The sequence below is a fragment of the Streptomyces sp. NPDC048416 genome, assembly GCF_043200435.1.
In the GTDB taxonomy this organism is placed as follows: domain Bacteria; phylum Actinomycetota; class Actinomycetes; order Streptomycetales; family Streptomycetaceae; genus Streptomyces.
Genome location: NZ_JBICXU010000007.1, coordinates 125,604 through 150,735, shown reverse-complemented (window position 1 = coordinate 150,735; position 25,132 = coordinate 125,604). Strand labels below are relative to the sequence as shown.

Annotated in this window: 23 protein-coding genes; 11 read left to right on the top strand and 12 right to left on the bottom strand. The window is 71.0% G+C overall.

Annotated features, from left to right (window positions below; all coding sequences use genetic code 11):
- Positions 1 to 15: 15 nt before the first annotated feature.
- A complete protein-coding gene (locus ACGFW5_RS12185) occupies positions 16 to 843 on the bottom strand; it encodes a tyrosinase family protein (protein WP_393834096.1) in 828 nt (275 codons plus the stop codon).
- A gap of 114 nt (positions 844 to 957) precedes the next feature.
- Positions 958 to 1,347: a tyrosinase cofactor gene (locus ACGFW5_RS12180; RefSeq protein WP_393834095.1), complete on the bottom strand. Its 390-nt coding sequence runs from the start codon at positions 1,345 to 1,347 to the stop codon at positions 958 to 960.
- 513 nt (positions 1,348 to 1,860) lie between these two features.
- Between ACGFW5_RS12180 and ACGFW5_RS12175 the strand changes: the two genes are divergently transcribed.
- Positions 1,861 to 2,481: a class I SAM-dependent methyltransferase gene (locus ACGFW5_RS12175; protein ID WP_393834094.1), complete on the top strand. Its 621-nt coding sequence runs from the start codon at positions 1,861 to 1,863 to the stop codon at positions 2,479 to 2,481.
- Positions 2,482 to 2,617: 136 nt separating this feature from the next.
- Here ACGFW5_RS12175 and ACGFW5_RS12170 read toward each other — a convergent pair whose 3' ends face one another.
- The 4 genes from ACGFW5_RS12170 to ACGFW5_RS12155 all read right to left on the bottom strand — a co-directional run bounded on the left by ACGFW5_RS12170 (position 2,618) and on the right by ACGFW5_RS12155 (position 7,324).
- A complete protein-coding gene (locus tag ACGFW5_RS12170) occupies positions 2,618 to 3,709 on the bottom strand; it encodes a phosphatidylinositol-specific phospholipase C domain-containing protein (RefSeq protein WP_393834093.1) in 1,092 nt (363 codons plus the stop codon).
- A gap of 166 nt (positions 3,710 to 3,875) precedes the next feature.
- Positions 3,876 to 4,322: a subtilase-type protease inhibitor gene (locus tag ACGFW5_RS12165; protein WP_393834092.1), complete on the bottom strand. Its 447-nt coding sequence runs from the start codon at positions 4,320 to 4,322 to the stop codon at positions 3,876 to 3,878.
- Between the two features lie 725 nt (positions 4,323 to 5,047).
- Complete coding sequence (locus ACGFW5_RS12160; RefSeq protein WP_393834091.1) at positions 5,048 to 6,208, bottom strand: D-alanyl-D-alanine carboxypeptidase family protein; 1,161 nt, start codon at positions 6,206 to 6,208, stop codon at positions 5,048 to 5,050.
- 27 nt (positions 6,209 to 6,235) lie between these two features.
- Positions 6,236 to 7,324 carry an aldo/keto reductase gene (locus ACGFW5_RS12155; protein WP_393834090.1) on the bottom strand — a complete coding sequence of 363 codons (1,089 nt, stop codon included), beginning with the start codon at positions 7,322 to 7,324 and terminating at the stop codon, positions 6,236 to 6,238.
- Positions 7,325 to 7,427: 103 nt separating this feature from the next.
- On the opposite strand from ACGFW5_RS12155, the gene ACGFW5_RS12150 reads away from it, so the two are divergent.
- The 5 genes from ACGFW5_RS12150 to ACGFW5_RS12130 all read left to right on the top strand — a co-directional run bounded on the left by ACGFW5_RS12150 (position 7,428) and on the right by ACGFW5_RS12130 (position 11,548).
- The gene (locus ACGFW5_RS12150) at positions 7,428 to 8,057 is read left to right on the top strand and encodes a TetR/AcrR family transcriptional regulator (RefSeq protein WP_393834089.1); all 630 of its coding nucleotides are present in this window, start codon (positions 7,428 to 7,430) and stop codon (positions 8,055 to 8,057) included.
- Positions 8,058 to 8,370: 313 nt separating this feature from the next.
- Complete coding sequence (locus ACGFW5_RS12145) at positions 8,371 to 9,603, top strand: carbohydrate-binding protein (protein WP_393834088.1); 1,233 nt, start codon at positions 8,371 to 8,373, stop codon at positions 9,601 to 9,603.
- A 186-nt stretch (positions 9,604 to 9,789) separates the two neighbouring features.
- The gene (locus ACGFW5_RS12140) at positions 9,790 to 10,299 is read left to right on the top strand and encodes an LPXTG cell wall anchor domain-containing protein (protein ID WP_393834087.1); all 510 of its coding nucleotides are present in this window, start codon (positions 9,790 to 9,792) and stop codon (positions 10,297 to 10,299) included.
- Between the two features lie 65 nt (positions 10,300 to 10,364).
- On the top strand, positions 10,365 to 11,033 hold the full coding sequence (locus ACGFW5_RS12135; protein WP_393834086.1) for an RNA polymerase sigma factor: 669 nt from the start codon (positions 10,365 to 10,367) through the stop codon (positions 11,031 to 11,033).
- Complete coding sequence (locus tag ACGFW5_RS12130; RefSeq protein WP_393834085.1) at positions 11,030 to 11,548, top strand: hypothetical protein; 519 nt, start codon at positions 11,030 to 11,032, stop codon at positions 11,546 to 11,548. The genes ACGFW5_RS12135 and ACGFW5_RS12130 overlap by 4 nt, the downstream gene beginning before the upstream one ends.
- A gap of 17 nt (positions 11,549 to 11,565) precedes the next feature.
- On the opposite strand, the gene lepB is transcribed toward ACGFW5_RS12130, so the two are convergent.
- The 3 genes from lepB to ACGFW5_RS12115 all read right to left on the bottom strand — a co-directional run bounded on the left by lepB (position 11,566) and on the right by ACGFW5_RS12115 (position 14,635).
- Positions 11,566 to 12,402, bottom strand: coding sequence for a signal peptidase I (lepB, locus tag ACGFW5_RS12125; RefSeq protein ID WP_393834084.1), 837 nt, complete (start codon positions 12,400 to 12,402; stop codon positions 11,566 to 11,568).
- A 148-nt stretch (positions 12,403 to 12,550) separates the two neighbouring features.
- Positions 12,551 to 13,663: an alpha/beta hydrolase gene (locus tag ACGFW5_RS12120; protein ID WP_393834083.1), complete on the bottom strand. Its 1,113-nt coding sequence runs from the start codon at positions 13,661 to 13,663 to the stop codon at positions 12,551 to 12,553.
- Between the two features lie 213 nt (positions 13,664 to 13,876).
- Positions 13,877 to 14,635, bottom strand: coding sequence for an N-acetyltransferase (locus ACGFW5_RS12115; protein ID WP_393834238.1), 759 nt, complete (start codon positions 14,633 to 14,635; stop codon positions 13,877 to 13,879).
- 576 nt (positions 14,636 to 15,211) lie between these two features.
- Here ACGFW5_RS12115 and ACGFW5_RS12110 point away from each other — a divergent pair.
- A complete protein-coding gene (locus ACGFW5_RS12110; RefSeq protein ID WP_393834082.1) occupies positions 15,212 to 16,918 on the top strand; it encodes a ricin-type beta-trefoil lectin domain protein in 1,707 nt (568 codons plus the stop codon).
- Positions 16,919 to 16,988: 70 nt separating this feature from the next.
- On the opposite strand, the gene ACGFW5_RS12105 is transcribed toward ACGFW5_RS12110, so the two are convergent.
- Positions 16,989 to 17,588: a Type-2Aa cytolytic delta-endotoxin gene (locus ACGFW5_RS12105; protein WP_393834081.1), complete on the bottom strand. Its 600-nt coding sequence runs from the start codon at positions 17,586 to 17,588 to the stop codon at positions 16,989 to 16,991.
- A gap of 283 nt (positions 17,589 to 17,871) precedes the next feature.
- On the opposite strand from ACGFW5_RS12105, the gene ACGFW5_RS12100 reads away from it, so the two are divergent.
- From ACGFW5_RS12100 to ACGFW5_RS12090, 3 genes are all read left to right on the top strand, one after another.
- Positions 17,872 to 19,359, top strand: coding sequence for an aldehyde dehydrogenase family protein (locus ACGFW5_RS12100; protein WP_393834080.1), 1,488 nt, complete (start codon positions 17,872 to 17,874; stop codon positions 19,357 to 19,359).
- A gap of 89 nt (positions 19,360 to 19,448) precedes the next feature.
- Positions 19,449 to 20,999 (top strand): APC family permease, encoded by a 1,551-nt coding sequence (locus tag ACGFW5_RS12095; RefSeq protein ID WP_393834079.1) that lies wholly within the window; start codon positions 19,449 to 19,451, stop codon positions 20,997 to 20,999.
- Positions 21,000 to 21,006: 7 nt separating this feature from the next.
- Positions 21,007 to 22,563, top strand: a complete 1,557-nt coding sequence (locus ACGFW5_RS12090) for a GMC family oxidoreductase (RefSeq protein WP_393834078.1) — start codon at positions 21,007 to 21,009, stop codon at positions 22,561 to 22,563.
- A gap of 125 nt (positions 22,564 to 22,688) precedes the next feature.
- On the opposite strand, the gene ACGFW5_RS12085 is transcribed toward ACGFW5_RS12090, so the two are convergent.
- Complete coding sequence (locus ACGFW5_RS12085; RefSeq protein ID WP_393834077.1) at positions 22,689 to 23,162, bottom strand: Lrp/AsnC family transcriptional regulator; 474 nt, start codon at positions 23,160 to 23,162, stop codon at positions 22,689 to 22,691.
- A gap of 59 nt (positions 23,163 to 23,221) precedes the next feature.
- On the opposite strand from ACGFW5_RS12085, the gene ACGFW5_RS12080 reads away from it, so the two are divergent.
- The gene (locus ACGFW5_RS12080; protein ID WP_393834076.1) at positions 23,222 to 24,430 is read left to right on the top strand and encodes a trans-sulfuration enzyme family protein; all 1,209 of its coding nucleotides are present in this window, start codon (positions 23,222 to 23,224) and stop codon (positions 24,428 to 24,430) included.
- 23 nt (positions 24,431 to 24,453) lie between these two features.
- Here ACGFW5_RS12080 and ACGFW5_RS12075 read toward each other — a convergent pair whose 3' ends face one another.
- Positions 24,454 to 24,984 carry a hypothetical protein gene (locus ACGFW5_RS12075; protein ID WP_393834075.1) on the bottom strand — a complete coding sequence of 177 codons (531 nt, stop codon included), beginning with the start codon at positions 24,982 to 24,984 and terminating at the stop codon, positions 24,454 to 24,456.
- Between the last annotated feature and the right edge of the window lie 148 nt (positions 24,985 to 25,132).

Here is a 25,132-nt window from a genome sequence, read left to right as displayed (position 1 = left end):
TCCACCAGACACCCCCTAGGCCGCCGAGTCGTAGGTGTAGAAGCGGGTGTGGTCGAGCAGGTCCGCCGGGGTCACGTTGTTCCAGGGCCGCATCGTGTCGTGCAGGTCCACCACATCGGGCGTCCCCTGCGCCGGCAGATAGGGCGAGTTGGGATGGAGGGCCTGCCACCGCGCCCAGAGTCGGTCCACGAACGCGTGGTGCAGCCAGAACACCGGGTCGTTGGGGGAGGCCCCCGTCGCCATCTGGCCGCCCACCCAGACATGGACGCGGTTGTGCAGATTGACCCCCCGCCAGCCCTCCAGATGGTTGCGGAAGCCGTCGGATGCGCTGTTCCACGGCGCCATGTCATACGTCGCCATGGCGAGGACGCCGTCGACCTCGGCCCGGGTCGGTAACTGGGCGACGGCCGCGCCCAGCGCCCGGCGCAGGTAAGTCCGGCCGTCCACCCGGACGTTGACGGCCCAGCCTCCCGCGCCGGACGCGAACGGACCGTCCATCACCTGGCCGTCCCTGCTGCGCCCGGTGCCGCCGAGGAAGTCGGCCGCCCACAGCGAGGAGGCCGCGGTGCGGTCCGCCGTCCAGTCCCAGTACGGCACCGTGACCGACGGGTCGACCGACTGCAGAGCCTGCTCGAACTCGATGAGGAATCTGCGGTGCCAGGGCAGGAACGACGGCGAGCGGTGTCCGACCCGGTCGCCGGTGTCGGTGTCGCTCATGATGAACGCGTTGTGCGTGCGGACGAAGGCGTCGTATCTCCCGTCGCGCTTCAGCTGAAGCAGCGCGTCGACGAAACGCCGCTTCTCGGCGGCGGTGAGGACCGCCTGGTTCTTGCGAACGGCCATGGTGGTGCTCCTCGTTGAGGTGAGGTCACGTGTGGTCAGGTGGCGTGACGTGAGGTGACGTGACGTCGGGCGGGGTGAGGCGTGCTGGGGAGGGACGGGCGGGCCGGGGGTCGGTCAGAGGAGCGGGACGAGCTCGGCGCCCTGGAGCTCCACCACGGCGGCGCGGGCGAGCGCGCGGGGCGTGGCAAACGTCTCGTAATGGTTCACGACGCTGATCCAGGTGCCGTCGGCGTTGCGCATCACATGCAGTTCCCGGCCGTCTATCCGCACGCCGTAGCCACCGCCGTGGTGCATGTGCCCGGCGCCGGGCGTCCCCTGTATCCGGCGCCCCTGGAAGACCTCGTCGAAGGCCTCCGGCATGTCGTGCGCATCGTCGGCCATGGCGTGACCGCTCGGGGCGGCGGCGTGCGCGATGCCCGCGAGGATGAATGCGGTCAGCGCCCCGGCGGTGACGCCGATGGCCTGGCGGCGGGTGGGTCGGGACGATCCAGACGGTTGTGACACAGCGATCCCCAAGGTGTGCGGTGGGCGAGTGGTCCGGTGGCTGGCCCGTGTCCGTGCCGTCGAGCGGCACACGTGGGCCCGGCGTGCCCGCCGGGAGGCAGGCGCGCGGTCTGGTCACGGCCGTGCTGCCCGGCGAACCCGTACGACTCCATCCCTATCGGCCGTCCCCCGTGAACAGGAAGCGGGGGCCGGGGGGTTGGTCGCTATGCGGACATGTCCAGATTCGAAGTGCAGGGTTCAACGACGGGGATCTTGTCGACAGGGCGTCATCAGGCGGCCAGGTGTGAAAATTCAACGTGGAATATGCCAAGTCCGTGAAAATCTTGTTGTCCTGGCGTGACGCACGTGGTCGTCCTCACCTGAAAAAGCCGACCGGAAACGCCCGCCGCGGGTCGGCCAGTGGCCTGAACCGTCCAATGGCGCCTGGCGCCTGGCGCCTGTGACGCCGGAGTGAGTATGACCTTGATCCCTTGTGGTTCTGGCCCGTGGCCAGCGATGCGGGAGTAGCCCAGGATGGGCATGGTGAAGCCACGTACCACGTTGCGCGGTGGTCAGCTGGACCCCGTCGCCGAGTCAGTCGCCGTCTACGGCGATCACGCCGATGCTTACGCGGCCGTGCATGCTCCGAAGATGGCGGATCGTGTTGAACGGTTCGCGGCCTCTTTGCCTGTTCCTTCGCTGATCCTCGATGCCGGGTGCGGTCCGGGCCGCGACCTTGCGAGGTTCCGCCGGTATGGGCATGTGGTGCGTGGTGTCGACCTGAACCCGGTGTTCGTGGCGATGGCCAACATGCACGCGCCCACCTTCGAGTGCGACTTGCGCGCGGTCGGGACGCGGTTCCCGGCCGGAACCTTCGACGGGATCTGGGCCTCCGCCTCACTCGTCCACCTCGATACGGCGGGCGCGGTGCACGTGCTGGAGCAGTTCGCCGGACTGCTACGGCCCGGGGGCAGGATGTACGTATGCCTGAAGGCCACTGGTCACACGGGCTGGCTCGACGAACCTGACGGCCGGCGGTGGTACACGGTGTGGAACCCGGATGAGTTCGCCGCCGCGGTAGCCGAGGCGGGCTTCGCGGTGGATGGTGTGGACCGGGGGCCGTACGTCGAGGTCTGGGCCACTCGTCGCGGCTGACGCGCAGGGCGCGTACGGCCCGCCCCCCCCGGAGACTTCTGAGAAGGGAAACGCGCCCGCGCCCCCCTCCCTCAGTGGGAGGGGGGCGCGGGCACGGCAGGCGGTACCGGCGGGTGCGGGCGGGAGCCCGTGTGGTTCAGCTCACGCCGCGCGGCAGGGCGAGCGACTGGACCTCGGGGAGGGCGGTCCAGTCGTTGGAGACGACACTGGCGTGGGCGGCGGCGAGCCGGGCCACGCGCGCCCGTGCGTCCGCGGGTGACGGGTTCTTGTCGTCCAGGGCCGGTGCCACGTTCTGGGCATCGGTCATGACGACGACATAGTGGTGGGTGTCGTACCAGGCGGTGTCGATGCTGCCGTTGACATACGTCGCCGCGTCACCGTCGAAGACCACGAACCACGGACGGATCGAGGTGTCCGCGTAACGCGAACGAGGGTCGCCCGCCTGGGCGTTGTGGACGGCGGGGAAGATCTGGGCCTGCGCGACGTGGCCGTTCGCGGCCAGGTCGCGCAGGTACCGCGCGTACTCGACGTCCGTCCACAGGCTGTCGGTGGGGTTGCCCTCCTCGACGGTGCCCGGGATCACCTCGATCATGACTTTGCCCGCAAGCTGCTCGCGGGTCGGCCAGTTGCCCGCGTTCGCGGCTTCGTCGAGGGTGGCGTACTGTCCGCCGCCCGGCTTGGCGAGCAGGTCGGCCGGGCGGAAAACGGCGGAGCCGAGGTGGGCGGCGATGCTGCGGTCGAGCTGGGCGGGGCCGAGACCGAACGTGGACTGGAAGCCCGCCTTCATCTCCAGCTTGATGGTGAGCGGCGGGTGCCCCGGATGGGCCGCCAGCCAGACCCGCACATCGTCCAGACAGCTCTCCAGGTTCTTGTTGGCGCCACCGGTGTAAAGCTGGTCGGGCGTGGTGGCGTTGACGCAATTGTTGTTGTTGCCCAGCGGGTTGGAGTGGCTGACCTTCCACTCCTTGGTGATGAAGTCGTCCCACACATCGAGCTCGATCATCGACGTGCCGGTGTCCAGGGCACGGGCCAGATAGGGGAACGCGGCCGGATCGTAGGTGTTGTGCAGGCCGGACACGGTGGCCCCGGACAGCGGCAGGGCTTCCGGCCCCGCCGCGCGGGCGGTGCCCGCGGCGCCTGTCGTGGCGAGGGCCAGGCAGGCGCCGAGCACACCGAACAGGGCTGTCCGCAGCCGGGGTGTGAAGCGTCTGGGCCGGGGATCCGACACGGTTCCTCCTAGGGGGATGACATTCCATCAGGACTGTGACGTCGCCGGGTGAACGGCGAAGACATGTCAAGTAACACGAGAGGGAATGCTGTTGTCACCCCCTGGGCCCGGTCCGAGCCAGAGGTGTCGGGCGCGGGGAGGCCGTCCCGGCGCCACGGTGGAAGGCCTAGAAGTTGAAGACGGCCTCCGAACCGGCGTCCTTCATGCAGGAGTTGCCGTAGGTCTGCACATGGCTGACGCGCTTTCCGTTCCAGACGCCGTCGGCCCGCACGGTGACCGGGTTCCACAGCTGCGTACACAGGTGCGGTGCGCCGGGCGCGGCCAGGGCGGCGAAGTCGCCCTGCGCGCGCTTGAGTTCGGCGCACGCCTCCGCCGGAGCGGGGTGGGTGCCGGAGGGCGTCGGGGCGCAGTTGAGCGTGACCGCGCGCTGCACGGCACTTGCCTGGTCGCCGGTGCCCGACTCGATCGTGAGCACGAGGGCGGACGGCGCGTACAGGCTCATCGGCTTCATCGCGTCGGCCTGAGCGGCGGCCGCGGTACCGAGGCCGGTGCCGGCCAGTCCATTGGCCAGCAGAGCGACGGCGACGGCACTGACTGCTGCGATCTTCCGCATTTCGAACACTCCTGGGGGTTGGTTTCCGGAGAACGAACAGGAGTCTCTACCGCGTTGGTGACCGCCGCGCACCACGACGGACACATTCGGTCACGTGAAGTCACGTAACGGAGCCGTATCCGTGCAGGGCGTCGCACGGGTGTGCAGGTCGCCGGGCCGGACAAGGTCGGCCAAAAGAAAGGTGTGTTGGAGGGGGTTGCGTCGATTTCAAGGCAGTCCGAGGGTCAATTCTACGAATCTTAGGCCGGATTGAGGGGTGGTCAGAATGCGACTTGCCCTGAGGGCGACGGAGGACGATCTTCACGTGGTCGGGATCCGGAGCGTGAGGTTTAAAGCGGGGGTGCTTTGTGTCGCGGAGGGGTCCGGCGGCGGGAAGCCCCGCCCGCCGTCCTCGGCCAGGACCGCGCGCAGGGGATCCGCGGCGTGATCGCGCGGGGCATCCGTCCGCGACGGCCTTCGAGCCCGTGCCGCCGCCTCGTCCGGTCACCCGACCGGGCCCGGCGCCAACCCGGCATCGGCCCGGCAGTGGCCCGGCGCCAACCCGGCATCGGCTCGGCGGTGGCCCGACAGGGGCCCGACAGGGGCCCGGCATCGGCCCGGCATCGGCCCGGGAGTGGCCTGGGCAGTGGTCCGACAGCGGTCCGGCGTCGGCCCGGGAGTGGCCCGGCATCGGCCCGGCATCGGCTCAGGAGTGGCCCGGGCGCTGGTCCGACAGCGGCCCGGGCTCAGTGCGCCGAGCGCCCCCCGCGATCGCGGCTCGTGCGGCGTCGTACCAGGACCAGAACCGTCGTGACGACGATCAGGCCCCCCGCCACGGACCCCGCGAGCGGCCAGGAGGTCTGGTCCTCGCCCCTGCCGTCGGCGGGTTTGACGGCTGCCACATGTGCGGTGCGCACCCCTGCGTGATGCTGAGCCGACTTCGTGGGGCGTACGGGTTCGAGCGAGCCCACCGCGTCGACGTGGTCCCAGGCCCCGAAACCCCAGTCGAGCAGGGCGCGGGCCTCCTCGTACACGGCGAACCCGCCGCCGGACTGCGGGTTCATGACGGTCACCACGAGGGTGCGCTCGCCCTGCCGCGCGGCCGCGATCAGGGTGTTGCCCGCCTGGGTGGTGTAACCGTTCTTGATGCCGATGATCCCCGGGTACCGGGCGACTCCGTCGGAGCCGGAGAGCAGGCGATTGGTGTTCATGATCCCGTACGAGCCACCGCCGCCGGGGAACTGCGCCGACGAGGTCGAGCAGTACTCGGCGAAGTCCGGCCGCGCCAGACCCGCCCGGCCGAACACCGCGAGGTCGAAGGCGGAGGAGACCTGCCCGGGGGTGTCGTATCCGTCGGGCGAGACGACCTCGGTGTCCAGCGCGCCGAGCCGCCGGGCCTCCGCCTGCATCTGGGTCGCGGTCTCCTCCCAGCCGCCGTTCAGCGTGGCCAGGACGTGCACGGCGTCGTTGCCCGAGCTCAGAAACACCCCGCGCCACAGATCGGAGACCTGGTAGGTGTGGCCGGGCTCCACCCCCACCAGGCTGCTGCCCGCCCCGATGCCCGCGAGATCCTGCTCGGAGACCGTGTGCCGGTCCTGGGCGCGCAGATGCGGCAGCGCGGTGACCGCGAACAGCGTCTTGAGCGTGCTGGCCGGCGGCAGCTTACGGTGGGCGTCGCGGGCGGCGAGGACCTTGCCGGTGCGGGCGTCGGCCACCACGAACGAGAGGGCGGACAACTCGCTCGGAAGGGCGGGGGCGCCCGGCCGCAAACTTACCTGCTGGCCCGACACCGGCACCGGCAGGGGAGCGGACGCGGAGCTGTCGGGCGTCGGAGCGAGGCAGCACAGACCGATGGCGGCAGTGGCGGTGAGCACCGCCATGGAACGGAATCCGGATCTGATGACCATTCAGTCACCGTAGGAACAGAACGGCCATCACGCAGGTCGGCTTGTGCCGTCCGGCCTAGGATCCGCATCACGCGGCGTGATGTCCCCGACCGGTGGGTTGAGCCGGGCGAAGCCTTCTTGACGCTGGTAGGGGAAGTAGGGGTAGGGGGCCGTCCGACGGCTGGCCGCGTCGAGTTTCGCCATGTGCTCGGGCGCGAGCGTCCAGCCGACCGCGCCGAGGTTCTGCCGGAGCTGTTGCTCGGTGCGGGCGCCGATGATGACGGAGGAGACAGTCGGTCGCCTCAGCAGCCAGTTGATGGCGATCTGCGGTACGGCTCTGCCGGTCTCCCGCGCGATCTCGTCGAGGGCGTCGATCACCCGGTAGAGGTGTTCCTCGTCCGTCGGCGGGCCGTAGTCCGCCGTCGTGTTCAGCCGACTGCCGACGGGCAGGGGTAGGCCGCGGCGGAGCTTGCCGGTGAGCCGTCCCCACCCGAGTGGGCTCCATACGAGGGCCCCGAGCCCCTGATCGAGCCCGAGGGGCATCAGCTCCCATTCGTAGTCGCGGCCGATGAGGGAGTAGTAGACCTGGTGAGCGACGTAGCGCGGATGGCCGTACTTCTCCGCGACGGCGAGGGATTTCATCGCCTGCCAGCCGGAGAAGTTGGAGATGCCGAGGTAGCGGATCTTTCCTGCCCGGACGAGATCATCGAGCGTGGACTGGACTTCCTCGATCGGCGTACCTGCGTCGAAGGCGTGCAACTGGAACAGGTCGATGTGGTCGGTGCCGAGCCGGCGCAGGGCGTTCTCGCAGGCGGTGATCAGGCGCGATCGCGAGGAGCCGGCGTCGTTCGGCCCCTCGCCCATTGGGAGTCCGGTCTTCGTGGACACGATCACTTGGTCCCTGCGGCCCTTGATCGCCTGGCCCAGCACCTCCTCGGAAGCGCCGCCGGAGTAGACGTCGGCGGTGTCGAACAGGGTGACTCCGGCATCGAGGCAGATGTCGACGAGGCGGCGTGCCTCGCGCGCGTCGGTGGTGCCCCAAGCGCCGAACAGCGGCCCCTGGCCGCCGAACGTGCCGGCGCCGAAGCTCAGTGAGGGAACCTTGAGACCGGATGCGCCAAGTCGCCTGTATTCCATTGGTTGATCCCCTCTCGCCCGCGATGCAGGCTAATGGTTCTGCGGTTCCGTTAGAGTGGCCAACGTAGCAGGGTGAGTGAACTAATGAAACGGGAGTCCCGTTATGGGCCTGGACAGCACGGACCCGGGGACCGTTCGCCCGGGAGGGCGCACGGCGCGCGTGAGGGCGGCGGTGCTGCGGGCGGCCGGAGACGTCCTGGCGGAGCAAGGCTTCGCCCAAGTGGACCTCGCCGACATCGCGCGCCGCGCGGAGGCGGGCAGGACGACCGTCTACCGGCGTTGGGGGACGGCGACCGGCCTCGTGGCCGACCTGCTGGTGGACATGGCCGAGCAGTCGCTGCCGCGGACCGAGACCGGTTCGCTCCTCGGTGACCTGAAGGCCAATGCCCGCCTCGTGCAGCGGACCTTGTCCGACGCGCGGCAGGGTGCGCTGTTCAAGGCGGTGATCGCGGCCGCGAGTTGCGACGCGAAGGCGGCCGAGGCTCTGCACCGCTTCTACGACGTCCGTGTCCGGGAGTGGGCTCCCTGTGTCCAGCAGGCCGTCGACCGGGGGGAGCTGCCCGAGGGCACCGACGCGCATGAGGTGATCCGCGCCGTCTCTGCCCCGCTCTACTACCGCCTGCTGACCAGCGCCGACCCCCTCGATGAGGCGGCTGCGGACCGCGCCGCCGAAGCCGCCGCGGCCGCCGCGCGTGCGGGGGCGTACCTACGGGACACGGGGAGTCCTGCGTGACCGGTGGCGGGTTGCGTACGCGTTCTTGCCCGGCGGGTGAGTCCGGGTGGCGCAGGCGGAGTTGGGGGCGTCACGGATTGTGACGACCGCGACCTCCTCGGTTTCGGCCGTGCGGCTGGTGGTCCCGCCTCTGCGGCGCCCCCCGGCCGCGGGTCATGTCTGGAGAGGGGTGGCCGGGCGCGGCGCGGTCCGCCCCCCCTCTCCGGGGCCGCGCCGTTCGTTCAAGGAATCGCAATGGTCTAGTCCAAGTCGTTGACGTGTTCAGGCCACAGGCCAATTCTGGTAGCCCCTCCCACCCCCAGGAGACCTCGACATGAAGCCACTTCGTGCTCTCCTCTGCGGCGCCGCGAGCGCCGCTCTGGCCGCCGCCGGGCTCACCTCCTTCGTGGCCGGCCAGGCGTCGGGCGCGACCGCGGACGCGGCCGGGCTCGGCAGTCGCTGGTACGCCGCCGCGCCGTATCTGATGCCCCTCGACAACGACCCGCCCAACGCCCCCGCCATCATGGACGCCACCGGGCTCAAAGCCTTCCAGCTGGCCTTCGTCCTCGCCCCCAACGGGGGTGGCTGCACCCCCACTTGGGGCGGCACCGCGCCCGTCTCCTCCGACACCGCGGTCGCCGGGGTCATCTCCTCGATCCGCGCCAAGGGCGGAGACGTCTCGGTCTCCGTCGGCGGCTACGGCGGCACCAAGCTCGGCCAGAACTGCTCGGACGCGGCCGCCACCGCCGCCGCATACCAGCAGGTCATCACCAAGTACCAGCTCAAGGCGATCGACTTCGACCTCGAAGAGCCGGAGTACGAGAACACCGCCGCCATCTCCCACGAGATCGGCGCCGCCAAGATCCTCCAGCAGAACAACCCGGGCCTGTACGTGTCGGTGACCACCGCCGGTACCGCCGACGGCACCGGGTGGTTCGGCAAGCAGATGCTGAACGAGGCCAAGACGCAGGGCTTTGTGCCGGACAACTTCTCGATCATGCCGTTCGACGGCGGGTTCAGCGGCGCCGCCGCACAGACCGCCGCGCTGAGCAGTTTCAACTCCGTACTCCAGTCGACGTTCGGCTGGAACGCCGCGACCGCCTACGCCCACGAGGGCTTCTCCGGGATGAACGGGCGCAGTGATTCGGGGGAGTTCTTCTCGCAGGCCGATTTCCAGACGGTGCTCGACTACGCGATGAGCCACAACATGGCCCGGTTCACCTTCTGGTCCCTCAACCGGGACCGGCAGTGCACCCCGCCCGACAACAACGGCAGGACGTCCGGAACGTGCAGCAGCGTTCCGCAGGCGGCCTGGGACTTCGCCAAGTACTCGGTGAAGTTCGCCGGCGCCACTCCGCCCAGCTCGCCCCCGCCGTCCTCCCCGCCGCCCTCCTCGCCCGGCGGCGGCACCTGCGCCGTGGCGGCCTGGAGCACGGGCACCGTCTACACCCAGGGCAACGAGGTCTCCCACAACGGCCACCAGTGGAAGGCCAAGTGGTGGACCCAGAACGAGGAGCCCGGGACCACGGGGGAGTGGGGGGTCTGGCAGGACGAGGGCTCCTGCTGACTCCGTTCCGCCCGCGCGGAACGCGCAACCGGGCAGGCCCGGGCCGCCGCCGAACTCCGGTCCTGCGCGGGCCCGCCCGCGCGGCCGGAAAGTTTTTCCGGCGCGGCGGCAACCCCCGGCGGCGCCGCACGTCGTCAGGGGTGAAGGCGCATTCCGCGCCGCACGCCGACCGTGGAGAAGCACAACGTGACCCTCCCCCAGCACAGTTCCGCCAAGCCCGCGCCCCGCAGCCCGCGCCGCCTCGCCGGCGCGGCCGCGGCGACCGGCCTGCTCCTGGCCCTCGCCGCTCCCGCGCTCACCGGCACCGCGTACGCCGACGGGCACGGCGTCAAGCCGAAGCACCCCGCCGCGGCCGTGGTGGCCGCACCGAACGCCCAGCCGAAGAGCGCGACCCCCGCGGCCGAGGAGCCGAGCGCCGCCCCTTCCTCGCCCGTCAAGCGCGCCGGTAAGGGCGCGCAGGCGACCGAGCCGCAGGCCGAGCGGCCCGCGGCCACCGGGCCCGCGGCCGCACCGCCCCGAAGCGGCGTCGAGCCGAGCGCGGCACCCAACCCCCCGGGGGCCGCTCCCGCCGACCAGAAGGAGTTGGCCCATACTGGTTCGTCCACGGCCACCACGGTGATGGGCGTCGGCGCCGGTGCGCTGATCCTCGCCGGCGTCGGCGCCGTCTACGCCGTCCGCCGGCGGCACCAGAACTGAGGCAGCCCCTTGGCCCCGTCCCGCCGCACGCGGGGCGGGGCCATGCCCGCGCACCCGAGGAACTGATGGAGCACACCGCCGCACCGCACCAGGCCCCTCTCTTCCCGCGCCTACGCACACCGTGGTGGGGCGGGCTGCTGCGCCGTAGCCGTATCGCCCTGCGCGACACGCGTGCGGAGCCGTTCACGTCGGGAGCGGCCGGATCGAGCCCGGGTCCCGTCGGCGTGGCCCACGCATCCGGCGCCGCGCCGCCGACCGTCAGCGAGCTCTACCACGCGCACCGCCTCAAGATGGTGCATCTCGCCGTCATGCTGGTCGACGACCGGGCGAGCGCCGAGGACGTCGTGCAGGACGCGTTCACCGCGCTCTACCGGCGCCACGGCGAGCGGATCGAAGAGATCGACAACGCCCTCGCCTATCTGCGTACGGCCGTCGTCAACGCCTCGCGCTCCGTGCTGCGCAGGCGCCGCACCGCCCGCGGCTACACCCCGCCCCACGAACCCGACGCGCCGTCCGCCGAGGAACGCGTCGTCCTCCAGGAGGAACACCGTGAAGTCCTCGCCGCCTTGGGGCAGTTGACGGTGCGCCGCCGCGAAGTGCTCGTCCTGCGGTACTGGAGCGACCTGACGGAGGCGGAGATCGCGACGACCCTCGGCATCAGCCGGGGCTCGGTGAAGTCCATCGCGAGCCGGGCCCTGGACGCGCTGGAGAAGATCCTGGAGGCAGGGGCATGAGCGGCCACTGGAGCGAGCCCGAAACCCACGAGCGCCCCGTCGAGAGACGGTTGCGCGGGGCATTGGCCGCCCGCGCGCACAGCATCACCCCCGCCGACCTGCGCCCCGCCGAGCCGCCGGGACCCCATCTGCGCCGGATGCCGCTGGCCCGGCTGCGACTGCGCCGGTTCGCCCTGCCGCTGGCCGGGCTCGCCACCGCCGCCGCCGTGGTCATCGGGTACGCCTCGCTCACCACGCACCACGACGGGCAGCGCCCGCTGCCCGCGAACTCGCCGGGCCCTGTCAAGCCGCCGCCGACTCCCGCCCCGGCCAGGACGCCACGGCCCGCGGACTCGGCCCCGCCCAGTGATCCGGCCCCGTCCGGCGAGCCGCCGTCGGTGGGCGGCTCGCGGTCATCGGGCCGGGGGCCCACCGCCGTGCCCTCCAAGGCTCCCGGGTCGCCGACGCCGCGAGGGCCTTCCCGGGGCGCCGTGCCCGACCGGTCCACACCCCCGTCGCCGCCCGCGGCGCGCTGACGGCCGGCGCCCGCAGGTCAGACGTCCCGGGCCGTGGCACGCCGGCGGCGCCGCCACAGCAGGGCGGGCGCCGCGCCCGCGAGGGAGAGCGCGCCCGGTGCCAGGGCTGCCGTCGTGTTCACGCCGGCCCGGTCGAACGTGCCGGAGACGGGCAGCGTCGCCCACCGTGTGACGGGCCACGCCACCACGAAGGCGCGGCCCACGGCCTCGTCGACCGGGACGAAGCCGTGGTGCTTGTCCTGCTGGTGGTAGCGGGAGTCCGCCGAGTTCTGCCGGTGGTCGCCCATCACCCACATCGAGCCCTTGGGCACGGTCACCTTGAACTCCAGGTTGGCGGTGCACGGCGTGTTGCCGGGCTGGACGTACGGCTCGACGAGCGGTTTGCCGTTGACCCGTACCGGTCCGGTGCCCTTGCACTCGACCGTGTCACCGGCCACCCCGATGACCCGCTTGATGAGGTCGTGTTCGTCGGCGGAGGGCAGGATGCCGATGAACGACAGGGCCTTCTGCACCGCGTTGGGGCTCGCAGTCGGCTCGTCCTTGAGCCAGTCGTCGGGGTCGTGGAAGACGACGACCTCGCCGCGCTCCGGTTGCGAACCGAACCAGGGCGTCAGCTTGTCGACCAGGACGCGGTCGCCGGGCTGCAGCGTGTTCTGCATCGACTCGGACGGGATGGAGAACGCCTGCACGAAAAACGTCTTGATGACGAGCGCGAGCACCAGCGCGACGCCGATGAGGATCGGCAGTTCCTTCCAGAAGGGGCGACGCCTGCCGCGCCCGGCGCCGCGCGCCCCGTCCGGCTCCCCGCCGTCGGTCCCGGTGCTCCCGCCCGCGGCGACCGCTGAATTCCCCACGCCTGCTCCTTCGTTCTCCTCACGGCCCGTGCGCCTCACGGCCCGGGCCCACCACCTGCCCGTGCGCCTCACGCCCGGGCCCACACCACCTGCCCGGCAACAGGGTGTTCACGACGGTCGGGCCACCCCGGAGTCATCGCGGGACCGGTCAGGATGCGGGGACGGGGCCCTGCATGTGCTCGCTGATCCACTGGATGAGCCCGCCGGTGGCCATGTTCGGCACATACGTCTTGGCGTTGTGGCCGCCGCCCTGTATGACGCTGAGCTTCGTCTTGATCGGGCCCTTGGTGTACTTGGCGATGAACTCCTCGATCTTCGGCTTGTCCTGCGCGTCGGAGCCGACGGTGCCGACCTGGAAGGCCAGGTAGACGTCGGGGCTCTTCGCGGCGATCAGCTTCTGGGCGAGCACGTTCGGGTTGTTCTCCGCCTTCTCCTTGTCGTGCCCGGCCCACAGGCGGGAGTCGGGGACGATGTCGGGGCCCGAGGCGATGACCGCCTTGAACTGGCCGGGCTTTTGCAGCACGCTCTTGAGGCCCGCGAAGCCTCCCGTCGAGGAGCCCATGAACGCCCAGCCGTCGCGGGACTTGACCGTACGGAAGTTGGCCTTGATGAGGTCGGGCACGTCCTCCGTCAGCCAGGTGCCCATCTTCGGCTGGCCGGGGATGTCACTGGCGTCCCAGTACAGGCCGCCGGTGTCCGGGTGGGGGTTGAGGACCGGCATCGCGAGGATGAACGGGAGGCTCTTGCCCTCCTTGGACCACGCGGAGATGCTGGCCTCCAGCTTGAGGTCGGTGCCCATCCAGTAGTTGCTCGGGTAGCCGGCGCCGCCCGGCAGCGCGACCATCACCGGGAAGCCGCTCTTGGCGTACTGGGGGTCCTTGTACTCCGGCGGGACCCACACCCACACCTTGCCCGTGAAGCCGGACTTCTTGCCCTCAAGGGTCGTCACGGCGATCTTGGTGCCGTTCTCGGGGACCGTGCCGGACACCGTGAACTTCGCCTCGGGACCGGTCGGCATGAGCACCTTGGAGTCCGGTTTCCCCGCGTCGCCGCCCCCCGGCTTGTCGCCGCCGGCACCGCTGCCGCCCGACCCGAAACTGATCGCGTCCCCCTTGTCGGAGAAGACGTCGAAGTGGTTCAGGACGGGCCACGCGATCAAGCCGAGCACGGTGACGGCGACCACGCCGAGTATCCAGCGCTTCGCGCGGACGGCCCGGCGGTGGCCGCGAGACTGGTAGGCCCCTTGGCGGGGGTGGGTCATTGCGATCGCTCCGGATGGTTCTGTGGCCCGAGGGCATGCCTGTTCGTTCCACCAGGGCTGATGGGCACGAAGGGCCAAAGGGTTCCGGATTAGTCTTACAAATCTTGTGCAAGTGTCCGGTTCGCCCCGTGCGGACCGCGACACCCCCTCGCCGCCGCCGCCGCCGCCGCCGCCGCCGACGGCCGCCGCCGGCCGCCGACGGCGGGACCAGGCCTAGGGCCGCAGCGGGTGGCGTACCCAGACGTTCGGTTCCACATAGCTCACCCGGTCGTGGCGGGTGTCACAGTGCGCAGGCACCAGGGCTCCGGGGACCTCGGTCTCCCCGTCCTGGTCGAAGGGGAGGCCGGTCCAGCGGCGCCACTCGGCCAGGGTCCCGCTCACGGTCATCGAGGCAGGGGCCGCCTTCTCGATCGTGCCGCCCGCCTTGACGTGGACGCGCAGCCAGGGGTCGGTGGGCAGCCCGTCGTCCCTGACCTCGCTCAGATACGCGGCCATGGGCAGCCTCGGCCGCAGGTGCTTGGCCGTCGGACGCACCGGCGCCACCAGGGCGCCGAGACCCTGGCGCCCCACCGCCTCCCGCATCGCGGCCAGCATCCGTGAGGAGAGGCCACGTCCGAGGTGATCGGCGTCGATCGTGATTTCCAGTGCGCTGGCCGTCGTCACGGGACGTCCGCGCCGCAGGTCGTCGAACGCCCACGCCAGGACCTGGTCCCAGCCGCGGTCCGGCATCTCCTCGCGGCCTTCGAGTGACGCGTTGAACGGCACACTGAATCCGCGGGCCACCACTCGGTCGCCCGCGGTGGCCACCACGCAGTACTGCGGGAACTCCTCGGGCACGCGGGCGAGCAGGGCGTAGCCGATGAGGTCCCGGGCTATGAACTCCGGCCAGGTGTCGTTGAGCTCGTAGATCCGGCCGGCCAGGTCGGGCCGCTCGGCGAGCGTGCTGATCTCGATGTCTTCGTTGTCCGTCACAACGGGGGAGCTTGCCAGAAGCCGCTGGTCAACGCCCGTCTTTTCCGGCCGGGCCGAGTGCGTCCCGGCCGCACCGGGGACGATCGAGCCCGTCCTGGCCGCTCCGGGGGCGATCGAGTGCGTCCCGGCCGTACCGGGGACGATCGAGCCCGTCCTGGCCGCACCGGGGGCGACCGAGCCCGGCGCGGGCGTACGTACGAACTCGTTCGTCCCGTAGAAGCACCACCCGGCGATGAGCGCACCCGCCGTGGCGGAGCCGCCCAGATGCACCGCCAACTTCCGTAGGGGCGTGCCCAGTTGTGGCCGAGGTAGCCCCGCCCGCGGTGGGCCGGCCTGGCGCCGTTCGCGGGGTCGCGGCGGGCCGGGCCCGGACACGCCGTGGCAATGCCGGGCTCGGCGCGAGGCGCGACGGATGCTTGTTTCTGCTCGTTCGATGGGAGCCATTGACAACAACGAGCAGCAGTACTGCACTGGCGGGTGTCCTCCGGCAGGCTCGCGCCGGCGGATCGGCACCTTCCCCTGCCCTCCTACGCATGGCGCCCGGGCCCCGTCGGCCGGGCCAGGAAGGAATCTGTCGTGCCGTCACTTCCCGTCCGCCGCCGGAGAGTCACCGCCCTGCTGGCCGCGGTCCTGGCCGTTCCGCTGACCGCGACCGGGGCCCACGCCTCGGCCGGCCCCGTGACGGCCACAGCCGCCCGCAGCGCCCCGTCGGCCGCCACCCCGCCCATGGGCTGGAACAACTGGGCGCACTACATGTGCACCATCGACGAGCAGACCGTCGTGCACAACGCCGACGCCCTGGTCTCCACGGGCCTCGCCGCCAAGGGCTACGACACGGTGACCGTGGACGACTGCTGGATGGCCAAGAGCCGCGACGCGGCCGGCCGTCTCGTCGCCGACCCCGTGCGCTTCCCGCACGGCATGGCCTGGCTCGGCTCCTACCTGCACACGCGCGGCCTGAAGTTCGGCATCTACGAGGACGCCGGCTCGGTGACCTGCGAGGGCTATCCCGGCAGCGGCCGCCCCCAGGGAGGCGGCGACGACCACTTCGCCCAGGACACCGAGACCTTCGCGTCCTGGGGCGTGGACTACCTCAAGCTCGACGGCTGCAACATGTACGTGGCGCCCGGCCAGACCAAGCAGGAGGCCTACCGCCAGGCCTACCACGCCCAGTCCGAGGCCCTGCGGGACGCCGGGCGCGACATCGTCTTCTCCGAATCGGCCCCCGCCTACTTCCAGCCGAACGGCGAATGGGGCAGCCCGGACTGGTTCTCGGCGCTCTCCTGGGTGGGCAAGGACGGCCAGCTCTGGCGCGAGGGCACGGACATCGTCGTGTACAACCCGCGCAAACCCGGCACGAGCCGCTGGGCGAGCGTGCTCCACAACTACGGCTACAACCGCTGGATCGGCCGCTACGCCGGGCCCGGCAACTGGAACGACCCGGACTTCCTGCTCGCCGGAGCCCCCGGGCTCACCGCGGACGAGTCGCGCAGCCAGGTGGCGCTCTGGGCCATGATGGCCGCCCCGATGATCCTCTCCTCCGACGTGGCGGCCCTCACCCCCGCCGGGCTCTCGGCGCTCGGCAACACCGCGCTCATCGAGCTCGACCAGGACAGGTCCGGCCGGCAGGCGGGGGTGGTGGCCACCGACGGCGCCACCGACGTGCTGGCCCGCCCGCTCGCGGACGGCGACCGGGCGGTGGCCGTGCTCAACCGGTCCTCTGCGGCGCGGACCGTCTCCACGAGCCTTGCCTCGGTCGGCCTGCCCGACTGCCGGGTGAGCGCCAAGGACCTGTGGAGCGGGGCGAGTTCGACGACCTCGTCCGCGCTCACCGCGACGATTCCCGCCCACGGCACCGCCATCTGGCGGCTCACCCCGGGCGCCGGCTGCGCCCCGGCGCTCCCCACCGGGCAGCTCACCGGCAACGGCGCGAACTGCGCCGACGTGGCCGACGGTGGTACCGCGGACGGCACGCCGGTGATCCTGAATCCCTGTGGCGGCAACGCCGGCCAGCGTTGGACCCTGGCCGCCGACAGCACCGTACGGGCGCTCGGCAAGTGCCTGACCGCGGGCGGCGCCGACGCCGGGAGCGCCGCCGTCCTGTCGTCCTGCACCGGTGACGGCGCCCAGCGATGGACACCGGACCGGGACGGCGCGCTGGTCAACGCCGCATCGGGGCTCTGTCTCGATGTGTACGGCGGTGGCACGGCCGCCGGCACCAAGCTGGACACCTGGACCTGCGGCGACCACCAGTCCAACCAGACGTGGTCCCTGCCCGCGTGAGGGACGGCCTCGTCGTCCAGGTGCACGGGGGAGGGCGGGAGCCGGCCGGGTGAGCTCCTGGGGGACGGTGTCAGCCGGCAGGTATGAGCTCCTGGCGCACGCTGATCGCATCGAGGCGCAGCGTGACCGCCGCGGTGTCCTCGGCGCCCAACGACAGGAGCTCCGCCCGCCGCACGCCCACCGCCACCTCCACCCGGAACGCCACGAGGTGGAGGTGCCCGGCGGTCTCCTCGTCCTGGAGCGCGAAGAGGAGGTTGTAGAAGTAGCGGCTGCCCTCCGCGCTGTCCTGGAAGCTGAGGTATGCCTCGCCGTCCTGGTCGTCGAGGTCGAAAAAGACGCGGGCGAGCGCGGCATCCGCCTGCGCCCAGAAGGCGGGGTTGCCGAACGGCTCGACCAGGGCCTGGCGCACGGCCTGCTTCAGCGTGAGCACCATGACCTGGAGCGGAGCGGTCTCCTGGAGGCCGAAACCGGGGATGATCTTGACGAGGGTGGTGTGCGGCAGTCCGCGCGCGGCCGCCCGCACGGCGCCGAAGTCGACGTCGCCGCTCACCCCCGGAGCAATCGCCTCCTGGAGCACGGCCTCGGCGGCACGCACCTGGTCCAGCGCGTCCGGGCCGACTTCCACGACCGTCCTGAAGGCGGCCCTCGTGCTGGTGGCCCGGTCAACCATGGCTGCTCCCGCTGGTGTTGGAACCGATCAATTACCGACGCGCCAGTATGCCCAAGCGGTCACGAAGGGGCAGATCGGTCTCATATTCCGTACGGGAGGGACCCAGGGCGCGCCCGCACGGGCTTCCGATGGCGGAGCGTGACCATATGGAGCTGCTCTGACCTGCATGGACCACGCAAAGTGACGCCTATCACTTCGGGTGATTTTTTCGGCATGGTCCGCGGACGACCGGGCAGGGGCGGAGATGGCCTTGTCCCCAGTACCCCATCGGAGGATCCGAAACATGCCCGAACTCTTCATCGACGGCCAGTGGAGTGCCGCCGTCGACGGGCGGACCCGTGAGATCCGGTGTCCCGCCGACGGCACCCTGGTCGCCACCGTCGACGAGGCGGGGCCCAAGGACACCGCGGCCGCCATCGCCGCGGCCCGCGCCGCCTTCGACCACGGGCCGTGGCCGAGGACGGCACCGGCCGAGCGCGGTGCGCTCCTGTTGCGCGTCGCCGACCTGCTGGTGCGCGACAAGGAACTCCTCGCGCGCGCCGAGTCCCTGGACACCGGCAAGCGTCTGGTCGAGTCCCGTTACGACATGGACGACATCGCCAACTGCTTCCGCTACTTCGCCACGCTCGTCGGCGCGCAGAGCGCGGGCCGCGTCGTCGACACCGGCAACCCGGTCGTCGACAGTCGTGTCGTCCACGAACCGATCGGCGTCTGCGGACTCATCACGCCGTGGAACTATCCGCTCCTCCAGACGGCCTGGAAGGTCGCCCCGGCGATCGGGGCGGGCAACACCTTCGTCCTCAAGCCCAGCGAGCTGACCCCGCACACCGCCATCCACCTCATGAAGCTCCTCGCGGAGGCGGGCCTCCCGGCGGGCGTCGCCAACCTGGTGCTGGGCGCGGGCGCCGAGGCGGGCGCGCCGCTCGCCGAGCACCCCGACGTCGACCTCGTCTCCTTCACCGGGGGGCTCGTCACCGGCCGCCGCATCATGGCCGCCGCCGCACCGACCGTGAAGAAGACCGCGCTCGAACTCGGCGGCAAGAACCCCAACGTGGTCTTCGCCGACGTCGCCGCGAGCGAGGCGAGCTTCGAAGCCGCCGTGGACAACGCGCTCACTGCCGTGTTCCTGCACTCCGGGCAGGTCTGCTCGGCCGGCACCCGCCTCCTGGTCGAGGACGGGCTGCACGACCGCTTCGTGGACGAACTCGTACGCCGGGCCCAGCTGATCCGGCTCGGCGGCCCCTTCGACGAGCGCGCCGAGACCGGGCCGCTGATCTCCGCCGCGCACCGCGAGAAGGTCGAGGCGTACGTCGCCGCAGGCATCGCCGAGGGCGCCGTACTGCGCTGCGGCGGCGAGCGGCCCAACTCCTCGGAACTGGACGGCGGTTACTACTACCCGCCGACCATCCTCGACGAGTGCCGGGCCGGCATGAGCGTCGTGCGGGACGAGTCCTTCGGGCCGGTCCTGACCGTCGAGCGCTTCACCGACGAGGACCAGGCGGTACGCCTGGCCAACGACACCATCTACGGCCTGGCCGGCGCGGTGTGGACCACCGACGAGGCCAGGGCCCGCCGGGTGGCGGCCGGGCTCCGGCTCGGCACCGTGTGGATCAACGACTTCCACCCCTACGTCCCGCAGGCCGAATGGGGCGGCTACAAGCAGTCCGGAACGGGGCGCGAGCTCGGACCGGCGGGCCTGGCCGAGTACCAGGAGACCAAGCACATCTGGTGCAACACCGCCCCCGCGCCCCAGGGGTGGTTCGAGAGCTGAGCCGCTGATCCCAGGACCGGCCGCTCCCCGCGGGCGGCCGGCCCCGCACACCGTGCCCCTCCTGAACCCTGCCTACTTGGAGTCTGGTCATGAGCATGACGAAGGATGACGACGATCTCAGGGAGTTCGGTTACAGACCCGAACTCAAACGCACCCTCGGCAACTTCCACACCTTCGCCGCGGGCATCAGCTATATCTCGATCCTCACCGGCACCTTCCAGCTGTTCTACTTCGGCTTCGGCTTCGGCGGCCCCGCCTACTGGTGGTCCTGGCCCCTGGTCTTCGTCGGCCAGCTGATGGTCGCGCTCTGCTTCGCCGAACTCGCCGCCAAGTACCCGGTGGCCGGTTCGGTCTACAACTGGGCCAAGAAACTCGGCGGCCCGCACGTCGGCTGGCTGGCCGGCTGGATGATGCTGATCGCCTCGATCGTGTCGATCGCCGCGGTGGCCCTCGCCTACCAGGCGACCCTGCCGCAGATCTCCAAGGTGTTCCAGATCGTCGGCGACGGCACCGGCACCTACGACGTCGCCACCAACGCCGTCATCCTGGCCGCCGTCCTGATCCTGTTCACCACCCTGGTCAACGCGTTCGGCGTCAAGCTGATGGCGCGCATCAACACCGCGGGCGTCTTCCTCGAACTCGTCGCCACCGTCGTCCTGATCGTCCTGTTCGCCGTCCACGTCGTACGCGGCCCCTCCGTCGTGCTCGACACCCACGGCCACGGCGGCAGCGGCAGCTTCGGCTACATGGGCGCCTTCCTCACCGCGGCGCTGGCCTCCGCCTATGTGATGTACGGCTTCGACACCGCCGCGTCCCTCGGCGAGGAGTCCGTCGACCCCTCCCGCAACGCGCCGCGCGCGATCCTGCGGGCCCTGCTCGCCTCGTTCGTGCTCGGCGGCCTGATCCTCATCCTCGCCCTGATGAGCGTCTCCAGCCTCGACGGCAAGGGCATCACCAGCGACGGCCTCCAGTACGTCGTCCTCGACGTACTGGGCGACACCGGCGGCAAGTTGATGCTCTGGTGCGTCCTGATCGCGGTCACCGTGTGCGCGCTCGCCGTGCACACCGCCGCCATCCGCCTCGCCTTCGCGATGTCCCGGGACAACAACCTGCCCGCCGCGTCCCTGATGGCGAAGGTCAGCCCGCGCTTCAAGACCCCGGTGCTGCCCGCCGTCGTCATCGGCGTACTGGCGCTGGCGATCCTCCTGGTGAACATCCGTCAGCCGCAGATCTTCTCGGTGGTCACCAGTATCGGCATCATCATGATCTATGTCGCCTACCTCCTGGTCACCCTGCCGATGCTGGTCGCACGGCTGCGCGGCACGTGGACCCCGGCCGGCGACGGCAAGTTCTCGCTCGGCCGCTGGGGCCTGCCGGTCAACATCGTCGGTGTGCTGTGGGGCGGCGCCATGACCATCAACCTCGCCTGGCCGCGCGCCGAGGTCTACAACGCCACCGCGCCCTACCACTGGTACCTGCGCTGGGGCGCCTTCCTCTTCGTCGGAGCCGTCCTGCTCGGAGGCTTCGCCTACTACTGGTTCGTCCAGCGCCACAAGACCGGCGTCCTCGCGAGCCACGCCGCATCCCACACCGAAAGCGAGTCGCAGCCCCATGCCGACACAGCCCACACAGCCCACTGAATCCCCCGTGCCCACCGAGGAGTTCGACTACGTCGTCGTCGGCGGCGGCACGGCGGGCAACGTGGTCGCGGCCCGGCTCAGCGAGGACCCCTCGGTGACGGTGTGCGTCCTTGAGGCAGGTCCCTCCGACGTCGGCGACGACAACGTCCTCAAGCTGGACCGCTGGATGGGTCTGCTCGAATCCGGCTACGACTGGGACTACCCCGTCGAGCCCCAGTCCCACGGCAACAGCTTCATGCGCCACGCCCGCGCCAAGGTGCTCGGCGGCTGCTCGTCGCACAACTCGTGCATCGCCTTCTGGGCACCCGCCGAAGACCTCGACGCCTGGGAGGCGGCGGGCTGTTCGGGCTGGGGCGCGGCGGACATCTTCCCGCTGTACCAGCGCCTGGAGACCAACGACGCCCCCGGCGACCACCACGGCCGCAGCGGCCCGGTGAAGATCCGCAACGTCAAGTCGGCCGACCCGTGCGGCGCGGCGCTCCTGGAGGCATGTGCCCAACAGGGCATCCCCACCACGCAGTTCAACGACGGCAGGACCGTGATCCGGGGAGCCAACTGGTTCCAGATCAACTCCGACGAGAACAACATCCGCCAGTCGTCGTCGGTGGCCTACCTCCACCCCGTGATGGACAAGCGGCCCAACCTGGTCGTACGGACCGGGGTCCGCGCCAAGAAGCTCCTCATCGACGCGAACCGCCGCTGCACGGGCGCCGAATACCTCGACCCCGATCTCATCCACACCCGCACGGTCACCGCCCGCCGCGAAGTCATCGTGTCCTGCGGCTCGATCGACACCCCCAAGCTGCTCATGCTCTCGGGCATCGGCCCGGCGGCACATCTGCGTGAGGTGGGCGTGGACGTTCTCGTCGACGCCCCCGGAGTCGGCGAGAACCTTCAGGACCACCCCGAAGGCGTCATCATGTGGGAGGCCAAGCAGCCCATGACGACGGCCTCCACCCAGTGGTGGGAGATCGGGATCTTCGCCGACACCGAACCCGGCCTGGAACGCCCCGACTTGATGTTCCACTACGGCCAGGTGCCGTTCGACATGAACACCGCCCGGTACGGCTACCCGACCACCGAGAACGCGTTCTGCCTCACCCCCAACGTGACGCAGGCCAAGTCGCGCGGCACGGTGCGCCTGCGCACCCGCGACTACCGCGACAAGCCCATGGTCGACCCGCGCTACTTCACGCACGAGCACGACGAGCGGGTCATGACGTACGGCCTGAAGCTGGCCCGCGAGATCGCGGCCCGGCCCGCGCTGAGCGGCTGGGCAGGCGCCGAACTCGCGCCGGGTCCCGACGTGCGGACCGACGACGAACTGCTCGACTACATCCGCAAGACCCACAACACCGTCTACCACCCGGCGTCCACGGTGAAGATGGGCGCCGACGACGACGCGATGGCGCCGGTCGACGCCCGCCTTCGGGTCAAGGGCATCGACGGCCTGCGGGTCTGTGACGGCTCGGTCATGCCGGACCTCGTCACCGTCAACCCGTGCATCACCACGATGGCGATCGGCGAGAAGTGCGCCGACCTCCTCAAGGCCGACGCGCGCTGACGCCGTCCGGCCGGTTCCGGGCACCCGGTGAGGGGCCCGGAACCGGCGCCGGGTCCCTCACCGGGAAGCCCGGGCGAAGGACCCGTTGAGCGCTGCCGGGCCGCCTGGGCGGCCTTCCGTCCGGATCAGGCCGGAGGGAGCAGGGGACCGCAGTCCCACTGCTGGAAGATGAGCCGGGTCTCCACCCGGGCGACCTCTGGGCGCGAGGTGAACTCGTCCAGGACGAGGCGCTGGAGATCCGCGGTGTCCGCGACCGTCACATGCACCAGATAGTCGTCGGGGCCGGTCAGATGGAACAGCGAACGGGACTCCGGCAGCGCCCTGACCCGCTCCACGAACGGGCCGATCAGATCGCGCCGGTGCGGACGCACCTGCACCGAGAGCAGTGCCTGGAGCCCCCGGCCCAGCTTCGCCGGATCGACGCGCAGTTGATAGCCGAGGATCACCCCGGAGCGCCGCAGCCGCGCCACCCGGTCGAGACAGGTCGAGGGGGCCACGCCGACCTCGGCGGCGAGATCACGGTACGTCGCGCGTGCATCGTTTTGCAGGAGCCGCAAAATGTGCAGATCCACCGGGTCCAGTACGACGGATTCGGCCATGGCCCGAACGTAACACGGAGTATGGCGCTCGGGGCCCGGCGACTGTTCACAGTGGACGCATGGACGCCGACACCACACCTGTGGACGCCAGAGCAGTGGACACCCTCGCCGTGCACGCGGGCCGCGAAGACCTCGCCGGTCTCGGACTGCACGCCCCGCCGATCGACCTGTCCACCACCTACCCCTCCTACGACAGCAGGGGCGAGGCTGCCCGTATCGACGCCTTCGCCGCCACCGGCGAGGCTCCCGATGGCCCGCCGGTCTACGGCCGGCTCGGCAATCCCACCGTCGCCCGTTTCGAAACGGCCCTCGCCCGTCTGGAGGGCGCCGAGGCGGCCGTCGCCTTCGCCAGCGGCATGGCGGCCCTCTCCGCGGTCCTGCTCGCCCAGCACGCCACCCAACTGCGTCACGTCGTCGCCGTACGCCCCCTGTACGGATGCAGCGACCACCTCTTGACCGCGGGGCTCCTGGGCACCGAGGTCACCTGGGCCGACCCCGAGGGCGTCGCGGACGCGATCCGTCCCGACACCGCCCTCGTCATGGTGGAGAGCCCCGCCAACCCCACCCTCGCCGAGGTCGACCTGGCCGCGCTCGCCGAGGCCTGCGGTGCGGTGCCCCTGCTCGTCGACAACACCTTCGCGACGCCCGTACTCCAGCGCCCCCTGCGCAGCGGCGCACGCCTGGTGCTGCACAGCGCGACGAAGTACCTGGGCGGGCACGGCGACGTTCTCGGCGGCGTCGTCGCCTGCGACGAGGCCTTCGCGCGCAGGCTGCGCCAGATCCGCTTCGCCACCGGTGGCGTCCTGCACCCGCTCGCGGGCTATCTGCTGCTGCGCGGGCTCGCCACCCTGCCCGTCCGGGTGCGCGCCGCGTCCGCGACCGCCGCCGAGCTCGCCGCGCGCCTCGCCGACGACCCGCGCGTGCTGCGCGTCCACTACCCGAAGGTGGGCGGCGCGATGGTGGCCTTCGAGTCACGCACCGACCCGCACGAGGTGATCGGGCGGGTACGTCTGATCACCCCCGCCGTCAGCCTCGGCAGCGTGGACACCCTCATCCAGCACCCCGCCTCGATCAGCCACCGCATCGTGCCCGAGAGCGACCGTACGTCGTCGGGTGTCAGCGACCGGCTGCTGCGCATGTCGGTGGGTCTTGAGGACGTGGAGGACCTGTGGTGCGACCTGGATCAGGCACTGGGTGAGGCGGTGGCGTCAACGGCGGCTCCGATCACGCTTGTTGAGACCGAGGAGGCCCAGTTCGCCGACGCGTGAGCGGGTGTCCCGGGCCGGGGGGCTCAGCCGGACGTCTTGTTCCGAGTGAACTCGTCCTTGCCGAACCCGGCCCAACTGACCTCCAGTTTCGCCCCGTTCATCCTGGCCGTGCCCCGGGTGCGGGAGGTGTTGCCGTCGGGGCAGGTGAGATGCAGCGTCGCCGTTCCGGCGGCGCTGCTCGTCGTTCCGTTGCACTGGTGCTCGCCGAGCACGGAGGCGTTCTTGCCCTTGATGACGAGCGCGACGGGCTTGCCCTGGGTCACGGCGACCCAGTTGCCGTCGAGACCCGCCGCGTCGCGCGGGGCCGCGGACGCCGTGCCATGTCCTGTGCCGCCGGGGCGAGTTGAGGCCCCTGCCCCGGACGGGGCGCCGGCGGACGGCGGGCCGCTCGCAGCCGGTGCGGCGCCGGACGGGCCGGCCGACGCGCTGCCCGGCGTACTGCCCGAGGCGCTGCCCGACGCCTTGTCCGAACCGCCACTGCTGCATCCCGAGGCCAGAAGGACGGCGGCCAGCCCGACGGAGGCGAGGCCGGTGGTACGCAAGAACCTGTGCACTGCTGATCGTCCCCTTGCGACGCGCTTTCCGGACGCGCCAAGCTACCAGCCGCCCGTCGCGTGCGCCTGAACTTCTTCGGTTCCCGAACCCTTGACGGGCCCGCCCGGTCCTCCTAACTTCACACCTTGAAGAAAGGCGTGAAACCCC

What these genes read in the sequence shown, in the direction of transcription:
- ACGFW5_RS12185 (WP_393834096.1), bottom strand. Translation starts at nt 843, where the DNA reads ATGGCCGTTCGCAAGAACCAGGCGGTCCTCACCGCCGCCGAGAAGCGG.
- ACGFW5_RS12175 (WP_393834094.1), top strand. Translation starts at nt 1,861, where the DNA reads ATGGGCATGGTGAAGCCACGTACCACGTTGCGCGGTGGTCAGCTGGAC.
- ACGFW5_RS12165 (WP_393834092.1), bottom strand. Translation starts at nt 4,322, where the DNA reads ATGCGGAAGATCGCAGCAGTCAGTGCCGTCGCCGTCGCTCTGCTGGCC.
- ACGFW5_RS12160 (WP_393834091.1), bottom strand. Translation starts at nt 6,208, where the DNA reads ATGGTCATCAGATCCGGATTCCGTTCCATGGCGGTGCTCACCGCCACT.
- ACGFW5_RS12155 (WP_393834090.1), bottom strand. Translation starts at nt 7,324, where the DNA reads ATGGAATACAGGCGACTTGGCGCATCCGGTCTCAAGGTTCCCTCACTG.
- ACGFW5_RS12150 (WP_393834089.1), top strand. Translation starts at nt 7,428, where the DNA reads ATGGGCCTGGACAGCACGGACCCGGGGACCGTTCGCCCGGGAGGGCGC.
- ACGFW5_RS12145 (WP_393834088.1), top strand. Translation starts at nt 8,371, where the DNA reads ATGAAGCCACTTCGTGCTCTCCTCTGCGGCGCCGCGAGCGCCGCTCTG.
- ACGFW5_RS12135 (WP_393834086.1), top strand. Translation starts at nt 10,365, where the DNA reads ATGGAGCACACCGCCGCACCGCACCAGGCCCCTCTCTTCCCGCGCCTA.
- ACGFW5_RS12130 (WP_393834085.1), top strand. Translation starts at nt 11,030, where the DNA reads ATGAGCGGCCACTGGAGCGAGCCCGAAACCCACGAGCGCCCCGTCGAG.
- ACGFW5_RS12120 (WP_393834083.1), bottom strand. Translation starts at nt 13,663, where the DNA reads ATGACCCACCCCCGCCAAGGGGCCTACCAGTCTCGCGGCCACCGCCGG.
- ACGFW5_RS12105 (WP_393834081.1), bottom strand. Translation starts at nt 17,588, where the DNA reads ATGGTTGACCGGGCCACCAGCACGAGGGCCGCCTTCAGGACGGTCGTG.
- ACGFW5_RS12100 (WP_393834080.1), top strand. Translation starts at nt 17,872, where the DNA reads ATGCCCGAACTCTTCATCGACGGCCAGTGGAGTGCCGCCGTCGACGGG.
- ACGFW5_RS12095 (WP_393834079.1), top strand. Translation starts at nt 19,449, where the DNA reads ATGAGCATGACGAAGGATGACGACGATCTCAGGGAGTTCGGTTACAGA.
- ACGFW5_RS12085 (WP_393834077.1), bottom strand. Translation starts at nt 23,162, where the DNA reads ATGGCCGAATCCGTCGTACTGGACCCGGTGGATCTGCACATTTTGCGG.
- ACGFW5_RS12080 (WP_393834076.1), top strand. Translation starts at nt 23,222, where the DNA reads ATGGACGCCGACACCACACCTGTGGACGCCAGAGCAGTGGACACCCTC.